The following is a 26,710-nucleotide window of genomic DNA, read 5'->3' on the forward strand; positions in this document are numbered from 1 at the left end:
GCACCGACACCGCAGGCAACACCGCGGCCAGCGCCGCCCACTGCGCGTCGGTCAGGTCATGCCGCCTCGTCACCGCTATGGTGTCCACGAGGTCTCCGGGCTTGGTGCTTCTTGGTCGAACCACCAACTACCGGAGACCTCACCAATTCACGACCACCGCCACACCGACAAGCGGCCAGCAATCCACAACCACTTACCAAACACGGCTTAGCGGGTTGCCCTTCATGCTGCTGGCCCCGGCCGCCTTCGCCACGATCTCGTCGGACCGCTGTGCCGGCAGACCGTACGCGTCGAGCCCGGGCACGCCGAGCAGCGAGACCGTCTCGCGGAGCCAGGCCACGCCCGCCTCCACCGTGGCGTCGGGCCGGCCGGTCAGCAGCCGCGCCGCCTCGGCGAACCGGTCCAGCGCCGGATCGGCCGCGTCACGCGAGCGCAGCGCCCGTACGTTGGCCTCGACGACCGGCGCGAGGAGGGCGGCACACGCGGCGCCGTGCGGAATGTCGATCATGCCGCCGATGACGCCGGCGAAGCCGTGCACCGCGCCGAGCTTCGCGTTCGCCAGCGACATCCCGCCCAGCAGGCTGCACAACGCCATGTCGGTGCGCGCCTCGACGTCCGAGCCGTCGGTGTACGCCCGGCGCAGCGCCCGACCGGCCCGGCGCAGCCCTTCCCGGCTGAGGCCGTCGGTGACCGGGTTGGCCAGCGCCGACACGAACGGCTCCAGGCACTGGGTGAGCGCGTCGAGCCCGCTGGCCGCGGTGACCGCGGGCGGGCAGCCCAGCGTCAGCAGCGGGTCCACCAGCGCCACCCGCGGCAGCAGCCCCGCCCCGCGCAGGCTCGCCTTCAGGCCGGCCTCGGGCGCGGCGAGGACCGCGTTGGCGGTGACCTCCGAGCCGGTGCCCGCAGTCGTCGGTACCGCCACGAACGGCACACTCGGCCGGGTGAACGGAGCGCCGCGCCCGACGATCTCCAGGTGGTCGAGCGGGTCGGTGCCGTTGCCGAGCAGGGCGGCCACCGCCTTGCCGAGGTCGAGCACGCTCCCGCCGCCGACGGCCACCACCACGTCGGCGCCGTGCGCCCGGGCGGCCGCGACGGCGTCGCGGGCGTCGTCGACCGTCGGCTCACCGCGCACCGGATGGACGTGGGCCGGTGGCGGCAGCCGGTCGCTCATGCCGTCACCTCCGCTGCGCTGCGGCGCCGGCCTGAGCTCCACCCTGAGCTGCTGATTCGCAGCCCTCCGCTGCGCTGCGGGCCGCTCATGCCGCCACGCTGGCCCAGCCGTCGACACCGGCGGGGAAGACCGGCGTGAAGCGCACCGAGGTCCGGGGCCGGGCCATCATCGCCTCGACGGTGTCGCGCCAGGTGGCGTAGTGGGTGGTCGCCTTGTGCGCGGCCGGCGCGTCCGCGTCGCGGTAGACCTCCACCAGCACGACGTGCGCCGGGTCGGCAAGGTCCTGCACCACGTCGAAACGCACGACCCCCGGCTCCCGCACCGAGGCGCGCGCGTTGGCAAGGGTGGCTTCGAGGAACTCGGCGACCAGCTCCGGCCGCACCTGGACGTCCACTTGAACAACAAGCATGCCTCATCGTCCTACACGACCCCGCCGGCGGACGCGGCGTCTCCCAGAATGCTGCCGGCCATGTCGAGGGCGGCCGGTCGGCTCCGACCACCCGGTGACAGGTTCACAAGAAACGAGGACTCCCCATGCACCAGGTCACGTCCAGCCGGCGGCGGTCACCGCGCGGCACCCGTCCGCCCGCGGCCGGTAGGCGGCCTCGCCGCAGGCCCGATCCGCGCCTGGCGTTGGCGCTGCTGTCCCTGCCGTCGCTGCTGATCGCGATCGACATCAGCGTCTTGAGCGTCGCCCTGCCCAGAATGGCCGCTGAGCTGCACCCGTCGCCGGCGCAGCTGCTGTGGATGAACGACATCTACGGGTTCATGGTCGGCGGCACCATGATCACGATGGGGGCGGTCGGCGACCGTATCGGCCGCCGGCGCCTGATCACCATCTGCGCCGCGGTCTTCGCGATCGCATCCGCCGTCGCGGCCTTCTCCACCGCCCCCTGGATGATCATCGTGACCAGGGCCGTCATGGGCGTTGCCGGCGCCGCGATCATGCCGGCCTCGCTGGCGTTGATCGGTCAGCTGTTCCCCGATCCCAAGCGCAGCGTGTCCGCCGTGGGTGCATACATGACCTGTTTCCTGACCGGGATGGCCGTCGCGCCACTGATCGGCGGGCTGATGATCGAACACTATTGGTGGGGTTCGGTGTTCCTGCTCGGCGTCCCGGTGATGCTGCTGACGCTGCTCGCCGCGCCGCGACTGCTGCCGGAGTACCGCACGCCCACCGCCGGCCGGATCGATCTGCGCAGCGCCGTGCTGTGCCTGGCGTCGATCCTTCTGGTCGTCGCCGCCCTCAAGATGCTGGTGAACGACGGCTGGTCGTTGGCGGCGCTCGGCGCGGGCACCGCCGGCGTCGGGCTGGGCGTCCTGTTCGTGCGGCGTCAGCTCACCCTCGAAGACCCGCTGGTCGACCTGTCGCTGCTGCGCCGGCCGGGCGTTGCCCGGGTGATGTGGGTGCTGTTCCTGACCGCCCTGGTGATGGGCGGGACCTCGATCTTCTCCGCCTTCTACCTGCAGTCCGCGCGGGGGCTCTCGCCGCTGCGCGCGGCGCTGTGCCTGCTGCCGTCGATGCTCGCGATGATCGCGGCGGCGAACGTCGGCCCGTGGCTGGGCCGCCGGGTCCGGCCCTCCCGGGTCATCCTGGGCAGCCTGCTGGTGATGGCCGCGGGCTTCGTGGCGTACGCCGTGATCCCGCCGGGGCCGTCCGGCATCGCCGCGGTGATCTGCGGCAGCGTGCTGTCCACCGGGGGCATCGGGGCGGCTTTCCCGTTCCTGATGAACGACGTCATGTCCCACGCGCCCCAGGAACGGGCCGGGTCGGCCGCGTCGTTCGCCCAGACCGCGAATGAGATCGGCATCGCGACCGGACTCGTCGTGCTCGGCAGCATAGGCACCGTCGTCTACCGCCGGCGGCTGGCGGTGCACACCGGCCACGCCGACAGCTCGTGGGTCGACGGCTTCCGGCTGGCGAACGACCGCCACGATCCGGTCCTCCTGCACCACGTCCAGGATGCCTTTGTCGAGGGCTTCCGCGCGGTCGGCGGCTTCGGTCTGCTGGTGATGGCCGTCGTCCTGCTCCTGCGGTTGTACCGGAGCCGCCCCGTGCCCGGCCGACCCGCCGGCACGGCAGCGGAGGCCGGCACCTGACTCACGCGTGGGAGAGCAGCGCCTCCGCGCCGCCGGCCAGGGCCTGGCGCAGCGTCCGCGGTGTGGTGCGGTCGGCGGCCCGGGCGGCACGGCGGGACCGTGCCGCCCGGGCGGGTCGGCGGGACGGTTACGGCAGGTCGCTCGGCCGCAGCACGCGGTCGATGCCGTGGGCGATCTGCCGGTTGCCCTTGTTGATGTCGAAGCGCACGACGCGGGGGTCGCGGTCGCTGGTGTCGGCGTCGACCAGGCGGATGCGGCAGGACCGGCCTTCGACGTCGACCGTGATGGACGGGCCGAGCGCGGTGGTCAGGGCCGCGCCGTCGGAACGCAGGGCGGTGCGGGCGTCGATGGTGGCGCCGGGCACGACGTGGTACAGCAGCACGGCCTCGACGGTGTCGACGCCGAGGCCGGCGACGGTGGTGAACGCCTGCTGCTCCGACGGTAGCCGGCGGGCGTGGGTGACGTCCTGGGCGAGACGTTCGAACGCCCGGTCGTTGGGCACGAACGCGGTGAGCGCCACCGACCCGTCGGTGAGCACCTTCACCGGTGACTGCGGTTTGGCCTGCAGGACGGTCAGCACCGCCTTGGTGAGGATGTCGTAGTCGGCGCCGTTGCGGTCCAGGCCGCTCGTATCGGCGGTGAGGACCGCGGCGAGGGAACGCGTGCCGGACGGTGTCGTGGACGTGCTGGCTGCGGCGGGCGTGGCGACGGCAGTGACCGCGAGCGCGGTGACCGCCGTGCCGACCGCGGCCCGGCGGGCGAGTCGTGCGGGGTGCATCGGCGAGACCTTTCCTCGAACGAGCGGATGTCGATGACGGCCGTCACGTCTTGTACTTCGCCGGTGCGGCCCCGCTTGGATGCAGCGGCCGGCGACGCGGGCACGTGGCTCGTCCGGGCGGGTGGTCAGCCGGTGTTGGCCAGGGTGATGTCGCCGCCGTAGTGGGCGAGGACCCGGCGGTCCATGACGCGCCGCCACAAGGGTGGGACGAGGGCCACCACGACCATGGTCGCGTAGCCGGCGGGCAGCTGCGGCGAGACGTCGAAGGTCCGCAGCACCTGGTACCGGCGCAACGGGTTGGCGTGGTGGTCGCTGTGCCGCTGCAGCTGGAAGAGGAACACGTTCGTGACGAGCCGGTCGCTGTTCCAGCTGTGCCGCGGGTCGACGCGCTCGTACCGGCCCGCGGCGGTGCGCTGCCGGCGAAGGCCGTAGTGCTCCAGGTAGTTGACGACTTCCAGCAGGGTGAAGCCGACGACCGCCTGGGCCGCGACGAACGGCAGTACGGCAGGACCGAACGCGACGACCAGGACCGCCGTCAGTGCCACGGTCATGCCCCAGGCGTTGAGCACCCCGTTGCGGGGCGTCCACGGGTGCTGGCCGCGCAGGCGCAGGCGGGAGGACTCCAGTCGCCAGGCCGAACGCAGGCTGCCCAGGACCGTGCGCGGCCAGAAGCGCCAGAAGCTCTCCCCGAGCCGGGCGCTCGCCGGGTCCTCCGGGGTGGCCACACGGACGTGGTGGCCCCGGTTGTGCTCGACGAAGAAGTGGCCGTACGCCGACGGCGCCAGCGCGATCTTCGACAGCCAGCGCTCCACCGTCTCGCGCTTGTGACCCAGCTCGTGCGCGGTGTTGATCGCGATGCCGTTGACGATGCCGATCGTGAGCACCAGCCCCACCGCGGCGACGACGTCGACACCGCGGCTCCAGATCCAGCAGCCGGCCACCAGCGCGGCGTACTGCGCCGGCAGGTACAGGTAGGTGATCCAGCGGTAGTACGGCGATGCCTGCAGCACCGGCACGAGCTCCTCCGGCGGGTTGAGCCGGTCGTCGCCGACGAGCAGGTCGATCGCGGGGATGCCGACGAACACCACGGCCGGGGTCAGCCACCACGCCCAGCCGCTGCCGGCGCCGGCCGCCAGGGCGAGGGCGGCGAACGGCAGGAGCGGCACGACCAGGGCAAGCGGCCACAAGGGGCGGCGGGTGTCTCGCCAGGCGAGCTGACGGGTATCCATGCATCGAGGGTTTACAAAGAAGGTGTAGTTGTCAAGAGTCTCGACACTGTGGTGGTTAGTGTCTACCTTCGATCGATGACGACACCCCGCTCGCCACCGTCTTCGTCCAGATCCTCGGTCGCGTCGCTGGTTGTCCGCGGCGACACGGTGTCGTAACGGCGTTGTGCGTCTTGCGCCGTACGCTGCCGCGCCATGCAGTGGGAACTGTTCGGGTTCGGACTGGTGTTCGTCGTGGTGGGCGTCGCCCTCGCCACGAACGCCGGCGGGATCGTCACGAGGTGCGTCACGGTACCCCCGGACCTGGCCGCCTCGGTGAGCCGGTTCCGGCCGGCGTCCGCCGACCGGGAGCGCGACGCGGTCCGCACCGCGCGGCTGATCGGCATCCTGGCGGCCGTCGCGGGGCTCGGGATGACCGTGAGCGTGCTGTGGCGTTGAGCGTCCCCGCGGTCGACGGCGACGGCGGCGGCTACCTCGACCGGCTCTGCACCGACGTCGACCACGACGGCGACTACGACCGCGTCGACGCCATCCACGCCCCGCATCCCGAGATGACCCACTACACCGACCACTACACCAACGGCGCGCACTGCAACGGCTGAGCCACCCGTGGCGTGCTGACGCCGTGTCGCGCCCAGCACCACGCGCCGTGGCACCGGCGCCCGGTAGGGTGTCCGCGGGGCGGCGGTGAGCGGGAGGGCGGGCGTGGTGCTGATCCGGCGTGCGGTGCTCATCGGCATTCCGCGGTTCGGCGACGCCACGCCGCCCTGGGACCCGCTGCCGTTCGCGGCGCAGCGGGTCGACGACCTGGCGGAGGCGCTGCGGCGGTTCGGCTACGACTGCCGGATCCCGGCGGCCGGCACGATGGTCGGACCGGCGATGCGCCAGGCGGTCCTCGACGCCGCCAGCGGACTCGGCCGCGACGACCTGCTGATCGTCCACGTGCTCAGCCACGGCGAGCCCACCGAGGAGGGCCGGCTCGTGGTGATCGACGCCGCCGGCCAGGTCGACCGGGACAACAACGACGTCAACGACTGGCTGCGGGTGTTCACCGAGAACCATGCCCTGCCCTCGACGCTGTTCCTGATCGACTGCTGCTATGCCGGGAGCGCCGTACGGCAGCACTGGCAGCTGACCCGCCGCCCGACCCGCGGACGCGCCTGGGGTCTCGCCGCGTGCGGGGAGTCGGACCTCGCCTTCGACGGCCGCTTCACCCAGGCCGTCGTGAACGTGCTGCACAGATTCGCCACCAGCGAGGCCGTCGCGGGCACGCAATCCGATCATGTCCAGCTCAACACCGTGGCCCCCGAGATCAGCCGCGAGCTGCGGTGCCTCGTCGACGCCGGCGTCAAACAGGAGCAGCTGGTGCACGGCAGCCTGCTCGACCTGGCCCAGGATCCACCGTCGCTACCGTTCTTCCCCAACCCGCATCATCGCCCCGCCGGTGCGGTGCCGCAGCCGGTGCGCGGCGCGGGCGCCGCCCAGGTCGACGTCGACGAGGGCATGGATCCGCGGCACTTCATCCGCGCGGCCAGCGGCCTCGGTGGCCCGGCGGCGGACGACGCCGGGTGTTTCCGCGGCCGTACGACCGAACTCGTCACGCTCACCGAGTGGTTCGCCGGGCATGACACCGCGCGGGTCCGGGTGGTGACCGGAAGCGCCGGAGCCGGGAAGTCGGCGATCATCGGCATGCTGGTGTGCGCCGCACATCCGGCACTGCGACAGGCCACGCGGCACGTCTGGAGCCGCGCGGACGGGATGCCGCAGGCGCACCCCCGGCTGGCCGCGGTGCACGCCCGGCAGCGGTCCCTGCCGGAGGTCGTCGCCTCGGTCGCCCGCCAGCTCGGCCACCGCGGTCCCGGCCACGACCTGCGGACCGCCCGGGAGCTGCTGGCGGCGCTGCGGGAGGCCGAGGATCCGCCCGTCGTGGTCATCGACGCCCTGGACGAGGCGGTCGGCCACGAGGAACTCCTCAACGGTCTCGTGCTGCCCCTCGCCACCGCGGACCGGGCGGACGGCCGCCCCGTCTGCAGGCTGCTGGTCGGGATGCGCAAGTGGCCCGAGTTCGCGCCCCTGACCGAGCTGGCCGCCACGGTCGACCTCGACGACGTCGACACCACCCGCCTGCGCCGCGACCTCGAGGACTACGTCAGCGACCTGCTGCGCAGGCACGAGCCGTACGACGACGAGCGGTACGTCGCGGCCCGGCAGCGCTTCGCGCGCGCCGTCGCGGGGCGCCTGACCGGCGAGGCGCACCGGGCGAACCCGGACCGGTGGGGCGAGTTCCTGATCGCCGGACTGTACGCCAACCATTTCCTCGCCTCGCCCGCACCGGTCGACGACCAGGCCGAGGCGGCCCGCATCGGTGAAGCCGTGCCGCATGCGCTGCCGGACGTCTTCGAGCTGGACCTTGCCGGCCGGCCCGGCGCCCCGCAGCTGCGCGCCGTGCTGGCGGCCCTCTCCTACGCCCACGGCGACGGGATGCCCGCGCTGACCCTGCGCCAGGCGACGGCGGCGTTCAGCGGCACCGACAGTCCGCTGGACTGGCCGGTGGTCGCCGCGGCGCTGGACGAGGGCAGCTTCTACCTGCGGCGGTCCGCGGACACCGACGGCACGCCGCTGTTCCGCCTGTTCCACCAGGGCCTCGCGGATCATCTCCAGCGGCACCCGGTGGCCGCCGGGTCCGCCGAGCCCCCCGAAGCCGGTGCCACGCGGATGCTCCGGGCGATGCTCAACCCGTTGGGCATGGCGCCCGGCGGGCGACGGTGGGACACCGCCGAGCCGTACCTGCTGCGGCATGCCGCGGCGCTGGCGTCCTCGCCCGCGCTGCACGACGACCTGGAGTTCCTGGTCCACGCCGACCCCGACGACTGCACCGGCGTCCCCGTCACCTGGCTGAGCCGCGACCGCTGGACGTCGGCCGCCGCCCGGCCGGACCGCCGCCGCCAGTTGCTCGCGCTGGAGGCGGCCGGCAACGACCGACCGGACGCGGCGCGCTCGCTGTGCCGCCCGCCGGGCCGGCCGCCCCTGGCCTGGCAGCCGATCTGGCGCAGCGCCGCAGCCACGACCGTCCGGCACATCGAGGAACTCAGGATGTGCGTGCTGGGTCACCGCGACGGCCGCGTCGAGGTGCGCGACTGGTCAGGCCGGAGCCGGCCGGGGACGGACATCTTGCGCGCCCAGCCGTCGAAGCGGGACGGCGGCGCCGCCCGGTTCGTGCTGCGGGAGCGCCCACTGCTCGCCGGTGCCGCCGCCGGTGACGCCGAGCAACTCGTCGTGCGGGAGGACGGCCCGGACGGGCAGGAGCTGCTGCGGTTCCCGCTCGACGCGCCGATCGTCGGCGTCACCGCCAGCGCCGCCGGGCACCTGGCGGTCATGACCGGTGCCGGCGTGGTCTTCTTCGAGCAGGCACTCGCACCGCCGGCCGCCCGCCGCGCCGTCGCGGTGAAGGTCTTCCTCGGCGGCGGCTTCGGGGCCGGCAAGACCACCGCCGTGGGCGCCGTCTCCGAGGTCACGCCGGTGGTCACCGAGGCGATGATGACGGTGATGAGCGTCGGTGTCGACGACATCAGCCTCCTGCCGCACAAGACGACCACGACGGCCGTGCTGGACCACGGCCGGATCACGCTGGCCGAGGACGTCACCGTGTACGTCTTCGGCGCGGGCGGCCAACCGCGCAAATGGCCGATGTGGGACGACCTCGTCCGCGGCAGTGCCGGCGCCGTGGCCCTCGTCGACACGCGACGCATCGAGGACGCCTTCCCGACCGTCGACTATCTCGAGCGCGTCGGTGTGCCGTTCGTCGTCGCCATCAACTGTTTCGACGGCGTCGAGCACCATACCGTCGACGAGGTCCGGGCGGCGCTGGACCTGCCACCCGGGACCCCGGTCGTCGCGTGCGACGCGCGCTACCGGGCCTCGGTGCTGGACGTGTTGACCTGCCTGCTCGAGCACGTACTGCGGCCGGCCTCCGATCAGCGGGCCGCCCCGACCCACGGCGCCACGGTCCGCGCGGTGACAGGACACGCCAGGTAGCGGACCACGCGGTGGAAGTCGAAGGCGTTGATCGACGCCTCGAGGTCCGCGTCGACGCCGTGGAAGCGCCGCGCCAACAGCCGCGGCACCGCCACGAGGTCCCCGTGGTCGGCGATGTTGACCCAGCGGCGGACGCCGGCCGGCCGGGCCCCGAAGCCCGCGGCAGGTGACGGGTCGAGCCGGTCGAACACCACGTCCGGCATGCCGAGCGGCGACCCCAGCGTCACCAGCAGCTCGACCGGCGGCAGGCCACCGGCCGCGAGGGCCTCGTACGCGACGACCGAGCCGAGCGAGTGCGCGATCACCACCGCCGGCCGGTGCTGCGCGATCACCCGCCGTACCTCGTCGCGCACCGCCGCCCGGACCTCGTCGTCGCCGAAATACCTGGCGACCTCCGCGCAGTACCGCGTCACGAACCAGGCGACCATCCGGTGGTCCAACCCGAACCTGCGGGCGATCCAGTCCAGCACGTACCGCGCGGGCAGCGTCGAGCGTCCCTGGCTCTGCTCGGCCGGCATGCCCAGCGCCCGCGCCCACTGCTCCAGCACCACGGCGGCGCCGGGTGCCGCCTCCACCGTCGAGGACCCCTGCGCGATCTCCCCGCGCAGCCGCTCCGCGTAGTACGCCACCCGGACGGCCGGCTGCCGGTCCGGGCCGAGCCCGCACGACAACGCCTCCGTCCACGTCTTGCTCAGCGCCTCGGCGGCATCGTCGCCGGTCCGCTCGTCGTCGTGGTTGCCGATCCCGTGCACGCCGACGATCGCCGCCCGCCCGTCACCCATGAATGCCGTCCCATGCCATGCCACAAGGGTCCGTGCCCGCACCCCACCGCGGATCGGTACGCCTACCCGGTCCCGTCTGAGTATCCCGGCTCAACGTCGGCCACCGCCCCGGGCAATCTGAAGAACGACCACTCCGGCCGGTGCGTCGGCATCGCCAACGGGGTCGCCGGCATCTGGGACCGCGCCACCGACACCGACCAGTGGTGGCACCAGGGCGAGTGCCACCCGACCTACACGTCGTACCGGGGCCCGTCCGCGGTGTGGCCCGGGAGCGGCAGCTGGCGCCCGCCCAACCGGCGCACGACGACGCCGCGCAGCCGGTCGGTCCCGACCGAGCCGTAGTGCCGGGAGTCCCGGCTGGCTTCGGTGTTGTCGCCGAGCAGGACGAGCCGCCCGGCCGGCACCCGGCCGGCGGGCGGCCGCTCGTGCGGCGGCAGGAACGGCGGCGCCGGCTCGCCCGGTGCGGCGGCGACCCGCTTGACCACCAGACCGCCGGCGGGGACGCCGCCCGGGCGGCACGGACGTGGCTCGTCGACCACGACGACGTCGCCGGTGCGGACCGCCGCCGCGCCCGTGCGGCGCACCAGCACCCGGTCCCCGGTGCGCAGCGTCGGCAGCATGCTCGCCCCTTTGACGGTGACGACCATCAGCCGCCGGCGGACCACGAGGACGGCGACCGCGAGCAGGCAGACCGCGCCGGCGGCGGCCAGGACCGCGCTCACGCGACCTGCTCCGGCAGCGCCGTACGGTAGCCGGACGCCTGCAGGTGGAACAGGCGGGCGTACGCGTCGTCGCGCGCCAGCAGTTCGTCGTGGGTGCCGCGCTCGGCGATCCGCCCGTCGGCGAGCACGACGATGAGGTCCGCCTCGCGCAGCACCCCCAGGCGGTGCGAGATCAACAGGCTGGCCCGGCCCTGCCGGTGTTCGCGCAACCGGGTGTGCACCTCGTGCTCGGCCTCCGCGTCCAGCGCCGAGCTCGGCTCGTCCAGCACGAGCAGGTCCGGCTGCTCCAGCAGCAGCCCCCGCGCGATCGCCAGCCGCTGCCACTGCCCTCCCGACAGCACCACGCCGGTGCTCGGGTCCGCCCGGTCGTCCTCGGAGAAGAACAGCCGGGTGAGCAGGGTGTCGTAGCCGTTGGGCAGCCGGTCGAGCACGTCGTGCACGCCGGCCCGCCGGGCGGCGGCCTCGATCCTGCCGGGGTGCTCCAGCGCGGTCAGGTCGCCGATGGCGATGTTCTCCCGGGCGGTCAGGTCGTACGGGACGGCGTCCTGGAAGACGGCCCGGATCCGCCGCCGCAGCTGCGCCGGGTCGAGGTCGCGCAGGTCCACCCCGTCCCACAGCACCGCGCCGCGGGTCGGGTCGTACAGCCGGCACAACAGCTTGACCAGGGTCGTCTTGCCGGCGCCGTTGAGCCCCACCACCGCGGTGCAGCCGTCGGCCGGCAGCACGAGGTCGACGCCGCGCAGCACCCACGGCTGGTCGGGGGCGTAGCGGAACCACACGTCGCGGAACTCGACCCCGCGCCGCAGCGGCGCGACCGGCAGCGGCGTGCGGCGGACCGGCAGGTCGGGCCCGGCGTCGACGACCCGCACGTAGTGCTCGAACAGCAGCGCGGCCTGGTGCACCGCGACGATCTCGGTGACCAGCCCGGCCAGCGCCGCCTGCACCGAACCGACCGCGGCGACGACCAGCGCCACGTCGCCGATGGTCAACGCCCCGGCCGCGGCCGCCCGCACCGTCCACAACAGCAGCGCACCCGCCACGGCGGCGCCGAGCACGGCCAGCCCGCCCTGCAGGACCAGCTCGCGGCGGTCGATGCGGCGGTGCGCGCCGTCGATGGTGCGGATCTCGGCGAGCATCCGCCGCCACAGGTACGGACCGGCGCCGAAGAGCCGCAGCTCCTTGGCCGCCTGCGGGCTGGTCAGCAGCGTCGAGTAGAACATCTCGCGCCGCTCGGCCTGCCCGACCTCGGCGACGACGGCGGCCCGCCGCCGGCTCAGCGCGATCTCCGCGGCAAGCGCCGGCGCCGCGGACAGCAGCACCGCGGCGGTCACCCCCGGCCCCAGCACCAGCAGGGCCCCGGCGAACCCGACGACGGTCAGCAGCGACCGCAGCACGCCGAGACCACCGTCGACGACCATCCCCGGGCTGTTCACGCCGCTGGCGCGGGCGATCTGCAGCCGGTCGAGGAAGGCGGGGTCCTCGAAGCGCCGCAGCCCGACGAAGCGGTCCACCGACGCGTAGAGGTGCTCCACAGCCAGGAGGTTCACCCGCCGGTCGGACTCGGCCCGCACGTACCGCACGGCGGGCGGCACGACCGCCGCGGCGACGCCGGCACCGGCGAGCGCGACGGTCAACCCGACCATGTCCAGCCACCGTACCGGCCCCGCCAGCCGGTCGATGACGAGCTTGCCCAGCCAGGCGACGGCCAGCGGCGCGAGCCCGCCGAGCACCGACAACGCCAGGTACCCGGCGATGTGCGCGGCGGCGGCGTGCCGCGCCAGGGTCAGCGCCCGCCCGATCACTCGCGGCGACACCGGTCAGCCCGCGGCCGGCTGGGCCGCCGTGTCGTGCTCGGCGACGGCGCCGAGCAGGAAGTTCGACGCCGCGACGACACCGTCCTCGACCAGAATGAACCCGGGGAAGCCGGTCACCCCGAACGCCCGCTGGACCTGACCCTGGTCGGGCTCCGTCACCACGCGGGCCACCGCGCGCAACTGCCGCACCACCTCCGCGGTCTCCTCCGCCGTGCCGACGACCACCGCCAGGACGCCGTCGCGTCCCCCGGGACGGGTCCGGGCGTGCTCGACGAAGGCGGGCAACTGCTCCTTGCACGGCAGGCAGTGCGGGGAGAAGAAGCCGACCAGCGGCCGGGAGCCGAGCGTGGTGGAGCTGACCGCCACCCCGTCGACGTCGGTGGTGATGAACTGGTCGAGTGGTGTGCCGGCCGGGTACGCCACGTCGTTGTCGGGCATGACGGGCGCGCCACCGCCGGCGCGCAGCGCCGCCAGCTCCGCGGTCTGCTCGCGCAGCCGGCGGACGATCCCGAACGTGAGCAGCAGGTTGACCGCGGCCACCAGGCCGACCAGGACCAGGGCCGCAGAGACGTACGCCATCGGATCTCCTTCAGGGGTGGTGAGGCGGCGCGAACAGCGCCGTGATCTGGTCCAGCTCGGTCACCAGCAGGCCGGCCACGGCGCCGGCGAGCAGCGCGACGACCGAGCCCGCCAGCGGCAGCCCGCCCGCCGGCAGCAGCAGCCCGGCCAGCGCCGCCGCGACGAGCACGACGTTGCGCACGAGGTGCCGGCGGGACAGCGGGGCGGTCGAGGCGCCGAAGCACCGGCACGGCACCGCGGTGCCACGCGCCAGCACCACCGCGACACCGGCGGTGAGCACGGCGAGCAGCACCGCCGCCAGCGCGAACCCGGCGCTGCGCGAGGGCGGGGCCACCAGCGCCACCGCCGTGACCGCCTCGGCCGCGGCGACCCCGGACGCGACGGGCCGGGCCGCGGCGCCGGGGACCAGGCGCATCGCGGCGAGCGTCGCGGCGAAGGCACGCAGGGCCTGCCCGCTGCGCAGCTTGCTCGCCGAGGAGGCGAGCAAGACCACGGCGAGCAGGCCCTGACATGCCGGGACCAGGTAGGCCACTCAGCAGCCGGCCCCGACGTTCTTGCAGGGGCCGTAGTAGACCGAGCCGTCGTCGTAGAGGCACACGGTCCGCTTGTAGAGGTAGATCCCCTTGCAGTAGCAGGTGTTCTCCCGGCAGACCGTGGTCGCCTGGGCGGTGGCCTTCGGCGCGACCAGGCCGACCAAGCGGTCCGCGAGGGCGTTCATCGTACGGGTCATCGGTTCCTCCTGTAGCGATCGGCCGCGGTAGCGGCGCGTGCACCCATCAAAACGTGTACATAGATGAGCGACCAGGATCTTGAACCAGACGTTCTACCGGACGTTTGCGTATCATGGTCCGGTACGTCACGGGGAGGTCGACAGCGTTGTCGGACGAGTTCGCGATGCTGCTGCGGCGGCATCGGCTCCACTGTCAGCTCACCCAGGAGGAGCTCGCCGAGCGGGCCGGGATCAGCGCCCGCTCCGTCGGTGAGATGGAGCGCGGCCGCGGGCGAAGCCCACGACCACGCACCGTCGACCAGCTGGCGGCGGCGCTGGAGCTCACCGCGACGGCACGCGACGAGTTCACCGCGGCGGGCCGCGCGCTGTTCTGGGTGAACCGGCCGGGCAGGTCCCGCACGAGCAACCCGCTGCGGCTGACGATGCCCACCGCCGCCGTGCCGCGACAGCTCCCGGCCGACCTGCCCGACTTCGTCGCCCGCCATGACGAGACCGCGCTGATCTGCCGGGTCCTCGACCCGGACTCCCGCAACGCGCGGCTCGTCGCGGTCTCCGGACCGGCGGGCGTGGGCAAGACCGCGCTCGCGGTGCACGCCGGTCACCGGCTGGCCGCACGGTTCCCCGACGGGCAGGTCTACGCGGCGCTGCGCGGCCCGACCGGCCGGCCGGTCGACCCCGCGGAGGTCCTGGCCCAGCTGCTGCGGGCGCTCGGCGCGGACAGCTCCGCCCTGCCGGCCGGCGCCGGCGCCCGCGCCGGACTGCTGCGCAGCTGGCTGGCGGACCGCAGGGTGCTGATCGTCCTCGACGACGCCGACGGTCACCGGCAGGTCGAGCCGTTCATGCCGACCGACTCCACCGCCGTGCTGGTGACCAGCCGCCTGCCGCTGACCGGCCTGTCCGGCGTCACCGCCGTGGACCTGCGGCCACTGCCGACCGCCGCCGGCGTGGACCTGCTCTGCCGGGTCGCCGGCACGCAACGGGTGCGGTCGGAGCCGGCGGCCGCCTGCGAACTCGTCACGATCTGCGGCGGGCTGCCGCTCGCGGTACGCATCGCGGCGGCACGGCTGGCCGCCCGGCCGCACTGGACGGTCACGACCCTCAGCGAACGGCTCGCCGACGAGCGGCACCGGCTCGACGAGCTGCGCCACGGCGACCTCGCCGTCCGGCCCGGCCTGCAACTGGCCTACGAAGGGCTGTCACCGGCGGCGGCCACGGCGTTCGCGCTGCTCGGCGCGCTGGACGTGCCGACGTTTCCGGGATGGGCCGTCGCCGCGCTGCTGGGCACCGCACCGGACGCCGGCGCCGCCGCGCTCGACGAGCTGCTCGACGCCCGCCTGCTCGACGACCTCGGCCCCGACCAGGCCGGGCAGCGACGCTACGGGTTCCACCAGATCACCCGGCTGTACGCGCGGGAACGCCGGGCCCTGGAGGTCGACCCTCAGCAGTGGTCGGCGGCGCTGGAGCGGGCGGCCCTGGGCTGGCTCGCCCTCGCCAGGCACGCTCAGGACCGGTTGCGCTGCGAGCGGTTCCACCTCGACGACCGCAGCCACCCGGCGGTGGTCCCCGACCCGGCCGCCAGGGCCGCCGCCGGCCGGGCGGTCGAGTGGTTCGAGGCCGAACGTGCGGCACTGGCGGCGATCGTGTCCGGATGTGCCGAGGCGGGACTGGCCGCCGCCGCGCACGGCATCGCCGGGACCAGCGCCGACTTCTACGAGCTGCGCGGCTACTACGACGACTGGCACCGTGCCGTGCGGGCGGCGCTGGACTGCTGCCGCCGGACCGGTGACCGCCGCCGCGAATCCGCGATGCTGCGTGGGCTCGGCGCCTGCCTGGTCGAGCTCAACGACCCGGACGAGGCGCTGTCGACGCTGCGGGACGCGCGGACCCTGGCCGAGGCGCTCGGCGACCGTGCCGGGGCGGCGATGGTCGGCAAGGACATCGGCTTCGTGCTCAGCCTGACCGGCCGGCTCGCCGAGGCCGAGACCGAGCTGCGTGCCGCCGTCGAGGACCTCGACCAGGTGGGCCGGCGCCAGACCAAGGCCATGGCGCTCACCAGCCTCGGGTTCGTGCTGCGGCAGCAGGGCGCCACCGGCGAGGCCGTCCGGACCATCCAGGCCGCACGGGACATCGCCAGGTCGTGCCGGGACCCGTTCACCGAGGCGTACTGCGCCCGCGGCCTCGCCGGCGCGCTGCTCGCCGACGGGCGCACCCGGCAGGCACAACGGGCGGCCGGCGAGGCGGCCGAGCTGTTCGCGCGGATCGGCGATCCGATCGGTGCCGCGCAGAGCCTGCGGGTGCTGGGTGAGTCACTCGCCCAGGAGCCGGACCGGGCGGCGGAGGCGGAGGAGGCGCTGGACGCGGCCGCGACGATGTTCCGTGACCGGAGGAACTCGTGGGGGCTCGCGCTGACCGAGCTGACACTGGGGGAGATCGGCGTGCGCCGCGGCGCCGACGACGCCGTCGAGCGGCTCGAGCGGACCTTGCGGTACTGGACCGAGGAGCAGGTGCCCGCCCTGCAGGCGCGCACCCTCGTGGCGCTCGCCGGCGCGGCGGAGCGGGCGGCGGACCCCTCCGCGCGGCAGCTGCTGATGGACGCGTACCGGCTGTACGAGAAGCTCGGCATGCCGGCCGCCGCGGAACTCGCCGACCGGCTCGCTCGCCCCGGAGAGGACGCGACAGCGGGGTGAGGCCGCCGGCCGGGTCCGCTGACGCCCGTCAGCGGACCCGGCGCGGCGGCCTCACCCCGGGTGTCAGCCGGCGATCGCGGTGCGCCAGGCGGCCTGGCTCGCCGTGTCCCGCAGCCGGTGATCGCCCAGCGTGCCGATGGAGTCGAAGTACAGCATGCCGACGATGTCGTTCGCCCGGGCCCATGCCGCCGCGTCGGCGAGGAACGCCGGGCGGTTGGACGCCTTGTTGTAGCCGAGCTCGCCGATACCGTACGGCTTGCCGACGCCGCGGCTGGCCGCCAGCGACGGCCGCTGCGCCTGGTGCGCGGCCATGAGCTGGTCGTTGGTGGCGTTGGTGTCCGTCTCGTTGAACCCGTACACGTCCCACCACAGCTCCGACACGCGCGGGTTGTACCAGCCGGTCCAGTCGCGTCCCGAGCCGGCGGCCAGGCTCCAGTCCGACAGGATGAGCGTCGGGATGAGGTTCGCGTGGTTCGGGTGTGCCTGGACCAGGTCGATGAACGCGTCCCACGCCGCGCGGTAGGCGGTCTGGGCGCCGGCGGTGGTGAAGTTGTCCTCGGGTTCGTGGTAGTAGCTGACCCGGGTCGGCTTGGTGAAGCACGACAGCCACGCGTTCAGGGTCGCGTCGTACGTCCCGGCGGACACGTCGGCGGGCGCGGCCTTCCACGAGATGAGCACCGGACGGGTCTGCGCGTTGCGGTCGTTCGCGCAACTGGTGCTCGGCAGGCCGCTGTAGAACAGCCGCAGCATGCCCGGCGCGTACGCCGCGTCCTGCCGCGCCAGCGCCTCGTCGAAGGTCTCGGCCCTGGTGCACACGTTCTGCGCGTCGCAGGTGCAGCCGCCGGTCCCCGGCGTGCAGGCCACCCGGCTCGAACCGTCGACGTTGGCGCCCAGGACGGTGTCGGCGCCCGTGGTCACCTCGAGGGAGTTCGTCGTCTTGCCGGCCAACGTGGTCGATGTCGGCGAGCTGAACCACACGCACCGGTACCCGTACGTGGTGTTGGGCGCGCCGTCGCGGGTGAACGTCAGCCGCTGCGTGGCGGTGCCCGAGATCGCCGTACGGGTGGTGTCCACGGCCGTCGGGGTGATCACGGGGACGTTCCAGGACCGCCCGGCGACGTAGACCGTGGCGCCGCCGGGGTTGATGTCGCAGGTGAACGTGAACTCGGAGCCGTGCACCGTGGCGGGGCTCACCGTGCCGGCCGACGCCGCGTGCGCGACCCCGGCGTCGAGGCCGACGAGCCCGAGGGCCAGCACGAGCAGCAGCACGGTGCGTCTGGCAAGTGATCGCATGTTGTCTCCATCCAGCTGAGGCGAAAGGGGGCGGGCTGCCCGGCGGGGGGAAAACGCCGGGCAGCCCGCCGTCTGGGGGACCGCGTCAGACGATGCGGTCGAAGGCGCTGAAGTTGGTGCCGATCTGCTCGCCGGTGCCGGAGGCGAAGCCGGAGCCGTCACCGCGGTACAGGTGCAGGGAGACGAACCCGCCGCTGCCGTTGCCGCGGTACAGGTGCAGGTTCTTGGTCGACCGACCTGCTCGCCGGTGCCGGAGGCGAAGCCGGAGCCGTCACCGCGGTACAGGTGCAGGTTCTTCGTGGTCGCGTTGCGCACCAGCAGGTCGGCCTTGCCGTCGCCGGAGAAGTCGCCGATGCCGATGAACTGGTCGAAGGCGCTGAAGTTGGTGCCGACCTGCTCGCCGGTGCCGGAGGCGAACCCGCCGCTGCCGTTGCCGCGGTACAGGTGCAGGTTCTTGGTGCTGGCGTTGCGGACCATCAGGTCGGCGTTGCCGTCGCCGGAGAAGTCCCCGACGCTGATGAACTGGTCGAAGGCGCTGAAGTTGTTGCCGATGTTCTCCCCGGTGCCGGAGGCGAAGCCGGAGCCGTCGCCGCGGTACAGGTGGACGTCCTTGGTCGTCGCGTTGCGGGCCAGCAGGTCGGCGTAGCCGTCACCGTCGAAGTCGCGGCTGATCATGCGCTGGGTCCACCACGTCGTCTGCTTGCGCGCCCCGGCCCAGCTGAAGCTGAAGTGGATGTGGTCGGTGTGCGGGCTCTCGCCGCTGTAGCTGTGCCAGATCGAGGGGGTGTCGTACGCCTTCCACATCTGGTTGTTCCAGATCATGTACATGATGCCGAGCCGGCGGGCGTTGGCGTACCGGTTGCCGCGGGAGTCGGTGGCCAGCAGCCAGTTGATGAGGTCCTGGGCGTCGGCCCGCTGGGCGCTGTCGTAATAGTTGAAGTGGTAGTCCAGCGCCCGGCCCTCCTTGTGCTCGCTCGTGCCGCCGGTACCGCAGTCCCGCACGATGCCCCAGGTGTGGCTGCCGTACTCGGCGTTGAGCATGTTCTTGAACGCCGTGACACCGGGCTTGGCGGTCGGGTCGCAGGTGTCCTGGCCGTCATAGGCGGCGAGCGGCTCGATGTACGGGCCGAACTGCGGGGTCGCCGGCGCCGCGGCGGCCGGTGCGGCCTGGACGGTCACGCCGGCGAGGGCGAGACCCAGGCCGAGCAGGCTACCCGCGATCCTGCGGGCGAGACGGTTGGTTCGCATGCTGGTGCGCTCCTTGACAGAGGGAAGGGTGGGGGCCGCGTCAGACGATGCGGTCGAAGGCGCTGAAGTTGGTGCCGATCTGCTCGCCGGTGCCGGAGGCGAAGCCGGAGCCGTCACCGCGGTACAGGTGCAGGTCGCCCGCGCCGATGAGCATGTCGAAGGCGCTGAAGTTGGTGCCGATCTGCTCGCCGGTGCCGGAGACGAACCCGCCGCTGCCGTTGCCGCGGTACAGGTGCAGGTTCTTGGTCGATCGTACCGACCTGCTCGCCGGTGCCGGACGCGAAGCCGGAGCCGTCACCGCGGTACAGGTGCAGGTTCTTCGTGGTCGCGTTGCGCACGAGCAGGTCGGCCTTGCCGTCGCCGGAGAAGTCGCCGATGCCGACGAACCGGTCGAAGGCGCTGAAGTTCGTGCCGATCTGCTCGCCGGTGCCGGAGGCGAAGCCGCCGCTGCCGTTGCCCCGGTAGAGGTGCAGGTTCTTCGTGGCGGCGTTGCGCACCATCAGGTCGGCGTTGCCGTCGTTGCTGAAGTCACCGACGCTGATGAACTCGTCGAAGGCGCTGAAGTTGTTGCCGATGTTCTCCCCGGTGCCGGAGGCGAAGCCGGAGCCGTCGCCGCGGTACAGGTGGACGTCCTTCGTGGTGGCGTTGCGGGCCAGCAGGTCCGCGTGACCGTCACCGTTGAAGTCACGCGCGACGCCGCTGCCCCACAGGGCGGTGACGATCGTGCGGGCGTCACCGACCCGCAGCGCGTACTTGTCCGGGAAGTCCGAGACCTGCACCGCCTGGCAGATCTCGCCGATCGGCGCGCTCAGCCAGCTGTTGTTCGGGTACAGGCGCACCATCTTGTCCAGGAACGCGTTGGTCGCCCAGGCCGGGTCGAGCCGCTGCGACACGGACCCCCAGGACGCCCGCTGCTGGAACAGCCCCAGGCTGTCGTGGTCGACGGTCTCCGAGACGTTCTGGATCGTCGTCTCCACGATCGTCGTGGTGATCGCGATGACGGCGGCCCGCTCGGCCATGCCGCGGTGCTCGACCGCGCTGACCACCGCCCGGGCGCAGGACACCCGGTAGGCGGTCATGTAGCCGCGCATGCTGCCGGTCAGGGTGCTGTTCAGGCGGGTCGCCAGCGCGCCGTCCTCGGCGGTGGGGCCGCCACTGACACACGGTGCGACGCTCCAGGCGGCGGCGGGATCGGCCGCCACCGCCACCGAGCCCGCGGCGAGCAACGCCACCAGGCCCGTTCTCACGAGTAGCTGCAATCTCATGGCGGCGAGCCTGCGGGCCCGTCCTGGCGTCGAACTGGATCGCGACGACGCGTATGAAATCCGTATCGGACCCGCCGGGCGGCCGACGAGGTGGACGGAATGACCCGCACCACCTCGTCGTCGCTCACCTGTGCCGGTGCCCGGCTACGCCCGGGCGGTGACCTGGTCGACCGTGTTGCTGGTGTACAGCAGGGATCCGCCGGACTGGGCGCTCCACCACTTGACTCTGGCCCGGTACGACGTGTCCGGCTGCAGCCCGCTCCGGTCGCAGGTGACCGTTTCCGGGTTGCCGGCCAGGTACCGGCGTGGTCCCTCGACGAACTCGGAGCCGCCGATGGTGCGCCAGGAGGCGCAGGAGACCCAGCCGGCCTGCTGCGCCGGATCCACCCTGGTCGACCACTGGATCGACGTCGACGTCGCCGCCGCCGGGCCGGCGGTCGTGGTCATCACCGGTGTGCCGGCGAACAGCGTGCCGGTCACCGCCTCCCGCCACGCCTGGATGCTGGCGGTGTCGCCGATCAGGTCGTCCTCCGGCCAGCCCACCGCGTCGAAGTACGTGACGAAGCGGGCGTCCGCCGTGCCACGCATCCACCGTGCGATGTCCCGCAGCATCGCCGGGCGGTTCGCGTGGTCCTGCACGCCGAGCTCGGCGACCGCGTAGGGCTTGCCCTGGGACCGGGCGACCTCGAGCGCGGGGCGCTTGGCGTTGTGCGACGCCATGGTCTCCGAGTTCGCCTCGTCGAAGTTGTACACGTCCCACGCCATCACGTCGACGTAGGCCGGGCCGGGGTAGTAGTCACGCCAGTTCCGCCCGCTCTTCGGATCCACCGTCCAGTCCATCAGGATCGTGGTGGCGAACAGGCGCGGGTTGCCCGCCTGGTCGGCGAGGCCGGCGATGCGCTGCCACGCGGCCCGGTAGGACGCCGCGGTGAACGCCCCGTCGCGGATGTCGTCCTCGGGCTCGTGGTAGAAGCACCAGAAGATGTCCCGGTCGCGGGGCGCGTTCGCGAACCACGAGCGGAGGTAGGCGTCCGCCGTGCCGGCCAGCACGGTGTCGGCGTCGTACTTGAAGGACACCACCGTGGCCCGACCGGGTGTGGCGAGCTTCGTGTCGGTCCACGCGGCCGGGGCGCCCGGATAGAAGACCCGCAGGACCGGCAGCGTGCCGTACCGGCCGTCGGCGGCCGCCAGCGCCTGGGTGAACGTCTGCCCGGACGGCTGGTAGACCGACGCCCCGAAGAGCGTGGGCGTGCTGGCGTGTGCCGGTGCCTGGAGACCGACCAGGACCGTGACGACGGCGGCTATCACCGCGACGACCCGCCTCATGAGATGGTGCCGGGTTGGGCGGACAGCAGGATCTGGGTCCAGCCGCCGGCGTCGACGGTCTTGGCGGCGCTGATGTCGTCGCCGTCGCCGTCGTAGGGGTTGGCGTCGACGTAGTGCAGCATCGAGCCGTCGGGTTTGTGGGCGAGGTAGACGCCGCCGCCGGGTGAGACGATCTGGTCGAAGACCTGCCAGGTGGTGGCGCGCAGGGTGGAGCCGGTCCAGTCGCCGACGCCGTCGATGCGGTAGGACAGCAGCCGTCCGTCGGTGTGGTTGCCCAGGATCCAGTCGGGTCCGGTGGTGGTGAGGGTCTTCTGGGAGAAGCCGGACTGCTGGATGGTGACCCAGCCGGTGATGTCGTCGAGGTCGGGTTTGGCGGCGTTGACGGTGTAGCGGCGCAGGGTGGTGCCGGCGATGCCGTAGAGGTGACCGCTGCCGTCGTAGGCGAGTCTGGTCAGTGTCCAGCCGCTGCTGGCCAGCAGGATCGGCGGTTCGAACACCAGCGAGGTGTTGTTGGTGATGACGTCGACGCGGTAGAGCTGACCGGTCGCGGTGGTGAACAGGATGGTGTTGAAGTTGAGCACGGCCATGGCCGCCGGGGTGAGGCCGAGGGTCGCGGAGGACACGACCGCGCCGTGGGTGCGGACACCGGCCGCGTTGACCACGGTGAATGTCAGCCGGCCGTCGTCGAGCACCCCGTAGATGTTGCCGCTGCCCTTCGGATCATCGATGATCTTGCGGTACCGGTAGGCGCGGTACTCCGACGTGGGGTGGCCCGACAGGGTCGCCCAGCTGAACGACGCGCCGGTCACCTTCTCCACCGGGGTGTGCCCGAAGCTGTAGTACCAGAACCGCGTCTTCGCGGTGTTCTCCCAGCCGCCGAACAGGATCGCGTGGTACGGGTAGCCGCTCTCGCTGTCCGTGGTGTCGTTGAGCAGGTCTCCCGGCTCCAACGCGGCGCGGCTGATCGGATCGGCGTAGTTGTCCAGCGTCTGCGTGTTGGGATCGGCGCCCAGGTGCCATGCCATCCCGACGAAGCCGGAGCAGTCCCGGCGGTACTGCCGGGAGCGCGAAACGTCCCAGGTGTAGTCCGACATGCTGTACGTCAGGTCCGAGTCGTAGCGGCGGCTGTACCAGTCGCCCGCGCGCATGAGCACCTCGGAGCGGCTGATGGATCCGCCGACCGAGGAGGCCGCCGCGGCCGGCGTCGGCGCGGCGACGGCGGAGAACGCCGCGCCGGTCACACCGATGCAGGCAGCGGCGAGCAGACCGAGCGCCCGGACGGCGGCTCGTCGGGTGCGATGTCGAGGCAAGGTTCCTCCCGTGGTCTCGTGTTGCTGACACGGGAAGCCTGAACCGCGGTACTGGGCCGGAACTGGATCGTCACGACGCGTACGACACCCGTGGTGACCACCGACCCGGTCAGCTCGCGGAGGCCACCCGGGCGGCCCGATCGAGCCGGCGGGCCACCGCGGCCGCGGCGGGCGAACCGATCGCCGTGTAGTGCTCGAACGCCTGCTCCAGCAGCGTCCGGGCGTCGCCACCCCGCCGCTCCTCGGCGTCGGCCAGCGCGACCAGCGCCCGCGCCAGCAGCGCCGGCACCGCCTCGTCGGACCAGAACCGCAACGAGGCACGCAGCACCTCGACGGCCTCGCCGGTGCCGCGCCGCACCAGCAGCTCACCGAGGCTCAGCTCGGTCAGCGCGAGTCCCCACCGGTACCCGTGCCCACGAAACAGCGTCGCCGCGCCGCGCAGGAGCCGTTCCGCCTCGCCGTGGTGCGCCGGGTCGTCGGCGAGCGCCTCGCCGAGCGCCCGCAGGCTCTGCCCCGCCCCGATCGGATCGCCGATGCCGGTGTACAGCTCCGCCGCCCGCCGCGCCCAGTGGGCCGCCTCGTCGCGCAGACCGGCGGACAGCAGCGCGCCGGCGAGCCCGCGGCCCGCGTACGCCTGGACGAACCGGTTGCGCTGCGCCTCGCCGAGCGCCTGCGCCGCCCGGGCGATCCGCACCGCCTCGCCGGACTCGCCGCGCTGGCGCAGCACGAAGGCAAGGCTGGTCAGCGCCAGCGCGCGGCTGTCCTGCCGACCGATCCGGTCCAGCTCCTCCTCGGCGGTGCGCAGCATCCACTCCGCCTCGTCCAGCCGGCCGAGGAGGCCCAGCACGAAGCCGATCTCCTTGCCCGCCATCGCGGCCGACGGGTGCGCACCCAGCTCGTGCGCGAGCTGCCGGACGGTGCGGAACTGCTCCAGCGCGGCCTCGAGGTCGTCGAGCTCCAGCAGGGTGATGCCGAAGGACCGCCGCATCGCGATCTCACCTGGGCGGTCGCCGGCGCGGCGGCACGCGGCCAGCGCCGCCCGGCTCATGCGTTGCCAGTCGGTGTAGTAGCCGCGCAGCTCGAAGAAGTCGGCGGCGCTGCCGATCAGGGCACAGGCCACGGCGTGGCTGCCCGTGTCGGCGCAGGACAGGGCGAGGGCGGTGAGCGCCTCCCGTTCGGCCTCGAACCAGTCGACCGGCTGCCGGGTGGCGACCGAGGCGACCCGGTCCTCGACGGGCACCGCCTGGGTCCGCGGTTCGTCGAGGTACAGCCGCTCGCACTGCAGGCCGTCGCGTGCCTGGCGGGCGAGCCCCAACCAGGCCCCGGCGGCTCGCGTGACGACCGCCGCCGGGTCGGCGTCACCGGTCCCGGCGGCCTCATGGCACTCCAGTGCGAACAGGCGGGTCAGGTCGTGGAACCGGTACCGCAACTGCCCGGCCCGGTCGACGCCGACCTCGTCGAGCAGGCGGGCGTCGAGCAGCTCACGCAGCACGCCGGCGCCGGTCGCGGCCGGGGCGTCGAGCAGCGCCGCCACCACCCACTCCGGGAACGTGGCGACGGGCAGCGTGCCCAGCAGCGCGAACGCCCGAGCGGCCGGTGCGCTGAGCGTCTGGTACCCCAGCCGCAGGCTCGGCCGGACGGCGAGGTCACCGTGGCGCAGCTCCTCCAGCCGCTGCCGCTCGTCGCCGAGCCGGTCGGCCAGCAGCCGCACCGTCCAGCGGGGGTGCGCGGCCAGCCGGGCGGCGGCGACGCGGACCGCCAGCGGCAACCCGCCGCAGGCCTTCGCCACGTCGGCCGCGCCGCCGGGGTCGGTCGCGACCCGGGCCGGGCCGGCGATGTGGGCGAACAACCGCAGCGCCACCGCCTCGTCCAACGGTGCCAGGTCGACCACCGTGACCCCGGGCAGCCCGGTGAGCGGCAACCGGCCGGTGATGACGACGGCGTTCCCGCCGCCGGGCAGCAGCGCGGCCACCTGCTCGTGCCCGGACGCGTCGTCGAGGACGACCAGGACGCGCCGGTCGGCGAGCTGTTCGCGCAGCAGCGCCGCCCGGGCGTCGGCCCCGGCCGGCAGCGCCGCGCTGTTCAGGCCCAGCGCCCGCAGCAGCTGCGCCAGCGCGTCGCCCGGGTCGACCGGCCGGCTCGTGACGCCGTGCAGCGGCAGGTACAGCTGACCGTCCGGAAATTGCGGCGCGAGCCGGTGGGCGACGTGCAGCGCGAGCGCGGTCTTGCCGATGCCGGCCGGTCCGGCCAGCGCCACCACGTGCGGCGCCGGTCCGTGCGGCCCGAGCCGTTCGACGATCGCCCGCAGCTCGGCGTCGCGGCCGACGAAGTCGCCCACGTCGACCGGCAGCTGCCGCGGCACCGGCCGCGGTACCGGCCGCGACAGGTCCGCCGCGGCGGCCCCGTCGGCCACCGGCGGCCGGTCGGGTGCGGTCGCGCGCTGCAGCCGGAGCAGACCGTCCGCGGCGGCCAGGAACGCCATCAGGTGCTCGTCGGTCAGGTCCAGCGCGCCGGCCAGCTGTTCGGCGGTGTACCGGCGGGGCACGCGCCCGCCACGCTCGATGCTGCGGATCGACCGTTCGCTCACCGCGGACCGCTCGGCGAGGGCCGCCTGGGTCAGGCCGAGCCGGCGGCGGTACCCGCGCAGCAGCGACGCGAAGCCGTCATGGGTCATCGGGTTTCTCCTTCGTCGTCGCGGCGGTGCACGGACGGACACGGACGGACACGGACGGACACGGGCGGGCGCCGGCAGGCACGGACGGCGGCACCGGCCGGTGCAATGACCGGTGCAATGACCGGTCGACGTCCTTGCCGAAAACGGTCGATGTGCGGTAGACCTGCGAGCCCCGGTCCCGGTTGCACGGTCACGGTGCCGGAGCCCGCCCGCCGGCGGTGCGCGTATACACCAGCGCGTCCCCGAAGAACAATGGCTGTCTATTCAGCAACCGGCCGCTACAGTCGATGCTTCAACATGACAGCCAAGTGATGGGTTAACAGCTACTGCCGTTTCGGTCGTCAATAATGCTCACTAGTCGTCTACAGTTGTCACTCGTGAACTTGAAGGAATGGGCAGCTGCCACTGGTATCTCGTATGCGACGGCCCGTCGGCGTTACGAGTCCGGGACGCTGCCCGTTCCGGCGTACCGGCTTGGTCGTCTGATCATGGTTGGTGAACCGTTGACCGGCACGACGGCCGGGGTCGGGCAGACGGTGGTGTATGCCCGTGTGTCGTCGGCCGATCAGCAGGACGACCTGGACCGGCAGGTCGCACGGGTGACTGTGTGGGCCACCGGTCAGCGCCTCGCGGTGGACCGTGTCGTGACCGAGGTCGGTTCCGCGCTGAACGGGCACCGCAAGGAGTTCCTCGCCCTGCTGCGCGACCCGGCTGTGTCGACGATCGTGGTGGAGCGTCGGGACCGGTTCGCCCGCTTCGGCGCCGAGTACGTTGAAGCCGCGCTCTGCGCGCAGGGCCGCCGCCTGCTCGTGGTCGACCCGGCCGAGGAGGCCGCGGTCGATGACGACCTGGTCGGCGACGTGACCGAGATCCTGACGTCATTGTGCGCCCGGCGCTACGGTCGCCGCGCTGCCGCGAACCGTGCCCGCCGCGCGGTGGAGGCCGCGACTGGAGATTCGGCGTGAAGACG

Annotated in this window: 21 protein-coding genes; 6 read left to right on the forward strand and 15 right to left on the reverse strand. The window is 73.2% G+C overall.

Going from position 1 to position 26,710, the window contains the following annotated elements; all coding sequences use genetic code 11:
- Positions 1-193: 193 nt before the first annotated feature.
- Both OP18_RS46570 and OP18_RS46575 read right to left on the reverse strand, forming a co-directional pair.
- Positions 194-1,171 (reverse strand): iron-containing alcohol dehydrogenase, encoded by a 978-nt coding sequence (locus OP18_RS46570; RefSeq protein ID WP_052388383.1) that lies wholly within the window; start codon positions 1,169-1,171, stop codon positions 194-196.
- 85 nt (positions 1,172-1,256) lie between these two features.
- Positions 1,257-1,580 carry an antibiotic biosynthesis monooxygenase gene (locus tag OP18_RS46575; RefSeq protein ID WP_033366573.1) on the reverse strand — a complete coding sequence of 108 codons (324 nt, stop codon included), beginning with the start codon at positions 1,578-1,580 and terminating at the stop codon, positions 1,257-1,259.
- Between the two features lie 224 nt (positions 1,581-1,804).
- Here OP18_RS46575 and OP18_RS46580 point away from each other — a divergent pair, with 224 nt between their 5' ends.
- Positions 1,805-3,271, forward strand: a complete 1,467-nt coding sequence (locus OP18_RS46580) for an MFS transporter (RefSeq protein ID WP_162189923.1) — start codon at positions 1,805-1,807, stop codon at positions 3,269-3,271.
- Positions 3,272-3,398: 127 nt separating this feature from the next.
- Here OP18_RS46580 and OP18_RS46585 read toward each other — a convergent pair whose 3' ends face one another.
- Together OP18_RS46585 and OP18_RS46590 are read right to left on the reverse strand one after the other, a co-directional pair.
- Positions 3,399-4,049: a fasciclin domain-containing protein gene (locus OP18_RS46585; protein ID WP_033366577.1), complete on the reverse strand. Its 651-nt coding sequence runs from the start codon at positions 4,047-4,049 to the stop codon at positions 3,399-3,401.
- A 125-nt stretch (positions 4,050-4,174) separates the two neighbouring features.
- Entirely contained in the window at positions 4,175-5,278 is a 1,104-nt protein-coding gene (locus tag OP18_RS46590; protein WP_033366582.1) for an alkane 1-monooxygenase, read from the reverse strand.
- Between the two features lie 192 nt (positions 5,279-5,470).
- Between OP18_RS46590 and OP18_RS46595 the strand changes: the two genes are divergently transcribed.
- From OP18_RS46595 to OP18_RS61530, 3 genes are all read left to right on the forward strand, one after another.
- On the forward strand, positions 5,471-5,713 hold the full coding sequence (locus tag OP18_RS46595) for a hypothetical protein (protein WP_033366585.1): 243 nt from the start codon (positions 5,471-5,473) through the stop codon (positions 5,711-5,713).
- The gene (locus OP18_RS58290; RefSeq protein ID WP_156090274.1) at positions 5,710-5,877 is read left to right on the forward strand and encodes a hypothetical protein; all 168 of its coding nucleotides are present in this window, start codon (positions 5,710-5,712) and stop codon (positions 5,875-5,877) included. The genes OP18_RS46595 and OP18_RS58290 overlap by 4 nt, the downstream gene beginning before the upstream one ends.
- Positions 5,878-8,650: 2,773 nt before the next feature.
- Positions 8,651-9,310, forward strand: coding sequence for a GTP-binding protein (locus tag OP18_RS61530; protein WP_052388400.1), 660 nt, complete (start codon positions 8,651-8,653; stop codon positions 9,308-9,310).
- On the opposite strand, the gene OP18_RS46605 is transcribed toward OP18_RS61530, so the two are convergent.
- The 6 genes from OP18_RS46605 to OP18_RS46630 all read right to left on the reverse strand — a co-directional run bounded on the left by OP18_RS46605 (position 9,250) and on the right by OP18_RS46630 (position 13,937).
- Positions 9,250-10,092 (reverse strand): lipase family protein, encoded by an 843-nt coding sequence (locus tag OP18_RS46605; protein WP_033366588.1) that lies wholly within the window; start codon positions 10,090-10,092, stop codon positions 9,250-9,252. The genes OP18_RS61530 and OP18_RS46605 overlap by 61 nt on opposite strands.
- A gap of 230 nt (positions 10,093-10,322) precedes the next feature.
- Positions 10,323-10,814 carry a S26 family signal peptidase gene (locus OP18_RS46610; RefSeq protein WP_052388384.1) on the reverse strand — a complete coding sequence of 164 codons (492 nt, stop codon included), beginning with the start codon at positions 10,812-10,814 and terminating at the stop codon, positions 10,323-10,325.
- Entirely contained in the window at positions 10,811-12,628 is a 1,818-nt protein-coding gene (locus tag OP18_RS46615) for an ABC transporter ATP-binding protein (protein WP_052388385.1), read from the reverse strand. The genes OP18_RS46610 and OP18_RS46615 overlap by 4 nt, the downstream gene beginning before the upstream one ends.
- 3 nt (positions 12,629-12,631) lie before the next feature.
- Positions 12,632-13,207, reverse strand: a complete 576-nt coding sequence (locus tag OP18_RS46620; RefSeq protein ID WP_052388386.1) for a TlpA family protein disulfide reductase — start codon at positions 13,205-13,207, stop codon at positions 12,632-12,634.
- A gap of 10 nt (positions 13,208-13,217) precedes the next feature.
- The gene (locus OP18_RS46625; protein ID WP_033366592.1) at positions 13,218-13,739 is read right to left on the reverse strand and encodes a MauE/DoxX family redox-associated membrane protein; all 522 of its coding nucleotides are present in this window, start codon (positions 13,737-13,739) and stop codon (positions 13,218-13,220) included.
- The gene (locus OP18_RS46630) at positions 13,740-13,937 is read right to left on the reverse strand and encodes a hypothetical protein (protein WP_156090275.1); all 198 of its coding nucleotides are present in this window, start codon (positions 13,935-13,937) and stop codon (positions 13,740-13,742) included.
- 146 nt (positions 13,938-14,083) lie between these two features.
- On the opposite strand from OP18_RS46630, the gene OP18_RS46635 reads away from it, so the two are divergent.
- Positions 14,084-16,624, forward strand: coding sequence for a helix-turn-helix domain-containing protein (locus OP18_RS46635; protein WP_052388387.1), 2,541 nt, complete (start codon positions 14,084-14,086; stop codon positions 16,622-16,624).
- Positions 16,625-16,687: 63 nt separating this feature from the next.
- On the opposite strand, the gene OP18_RS54090 is transcribed toward OP18_RS46635, so the two are convergent.
- The 5 genes from OP18_RS54090 to OP18_RS54105 all read right to left on the reverse strand — a co-directional run bounded on the left by OP18_RS54090 (position 16,688) and on the right by OP18_RS54105 (position 25,740).
- Complete coding sequence (locus tag OP18_RS54090) at positions 16,688-19,165, reverse strand: FG-GAP repeat domain-containing protein (protein WP_052388388.1); 2,478 nt, start codon at positions 19,163-19,165, stop codon at positions 16,688-16,690.
- A gap of 113 nt (positions 19,166-19,278) precedes the next feature.
- The gene (locus tag OP18_RS56385; protein ID WP_081971724.1) at positions 19,279-20,430 is read right to left on the reverse strand and encodes an FG-GAP repeat domain-containing protein; all 1,152 of its coding nucleotides are present in this window, start codon (positions 20,428-20,430) and stop codon (positions 19,279-19,281) included.
- A gap of 144 nt (positions 20,431-20,574) precedes the next feature.
- A complete protein-coding gene (locus OP18_RS54100) occupies positions 20,575-21,756 on the reverse strand; it encodes a glycoside hydrolase family 26 protein (protein WP_052388390.1) in 1,182 nt (393 codons plus the stop codon).
- Positions 21,753-23,066: a tachylectin-related carbohydrate-binding protein gene (locus OP18_RS58295; protein WP_156090276.1), complete on the reverse strand. Its 1,314-nt coding sequence runs from the start codon at positions 23,064-23,066 to the stop codon at positions 21,753-21,755. The genes OP18_RS54100 and OP18_RS58295 overlap by 4 nt, the downstream gene beginning before the upstream one ends.
- Positions 23,067-23,175: 109 nt before the next feature.
- Positions 23,176-25,740, reverse strand: a complete 2,565-nt coding sequence (locus OP18_RS54105) for an ATP-binding protein (protein WP_052388391.1) — start codon at positions 25,738-25,740, stop codon at positions 23,176-23,178.
- A gap of 377 nt (positions 25,741-26,117) precedes the next feature.
- On the opposite strand from OP18_RS54105, the gene OP18_RS46670 reads away from it, so the two are divergent.
- The gene (locus OP18_RS46670; protein WP_033366598.1) at positions 26,118-26,705 is read left to right on the forward strand and encodes an IS607 family transposase; all 588 of its coding nucleotides are present in this window, start codon (positions 26,118-26,120) and stop codon (positions 26,703-26,705) included.
- Positions 26,706-26,710: the final 5 nt, after the last annotated feature.

The organism is Dactylosporangium aurantiacum (assembly GCF_000716715.1).
GTDB lineage: Bacteria > Actinomycetota > Actinomycetes > Mycobacteriales > Micromonosporaceae > Dactylosporangium > Dactylosporangium aurantiacum.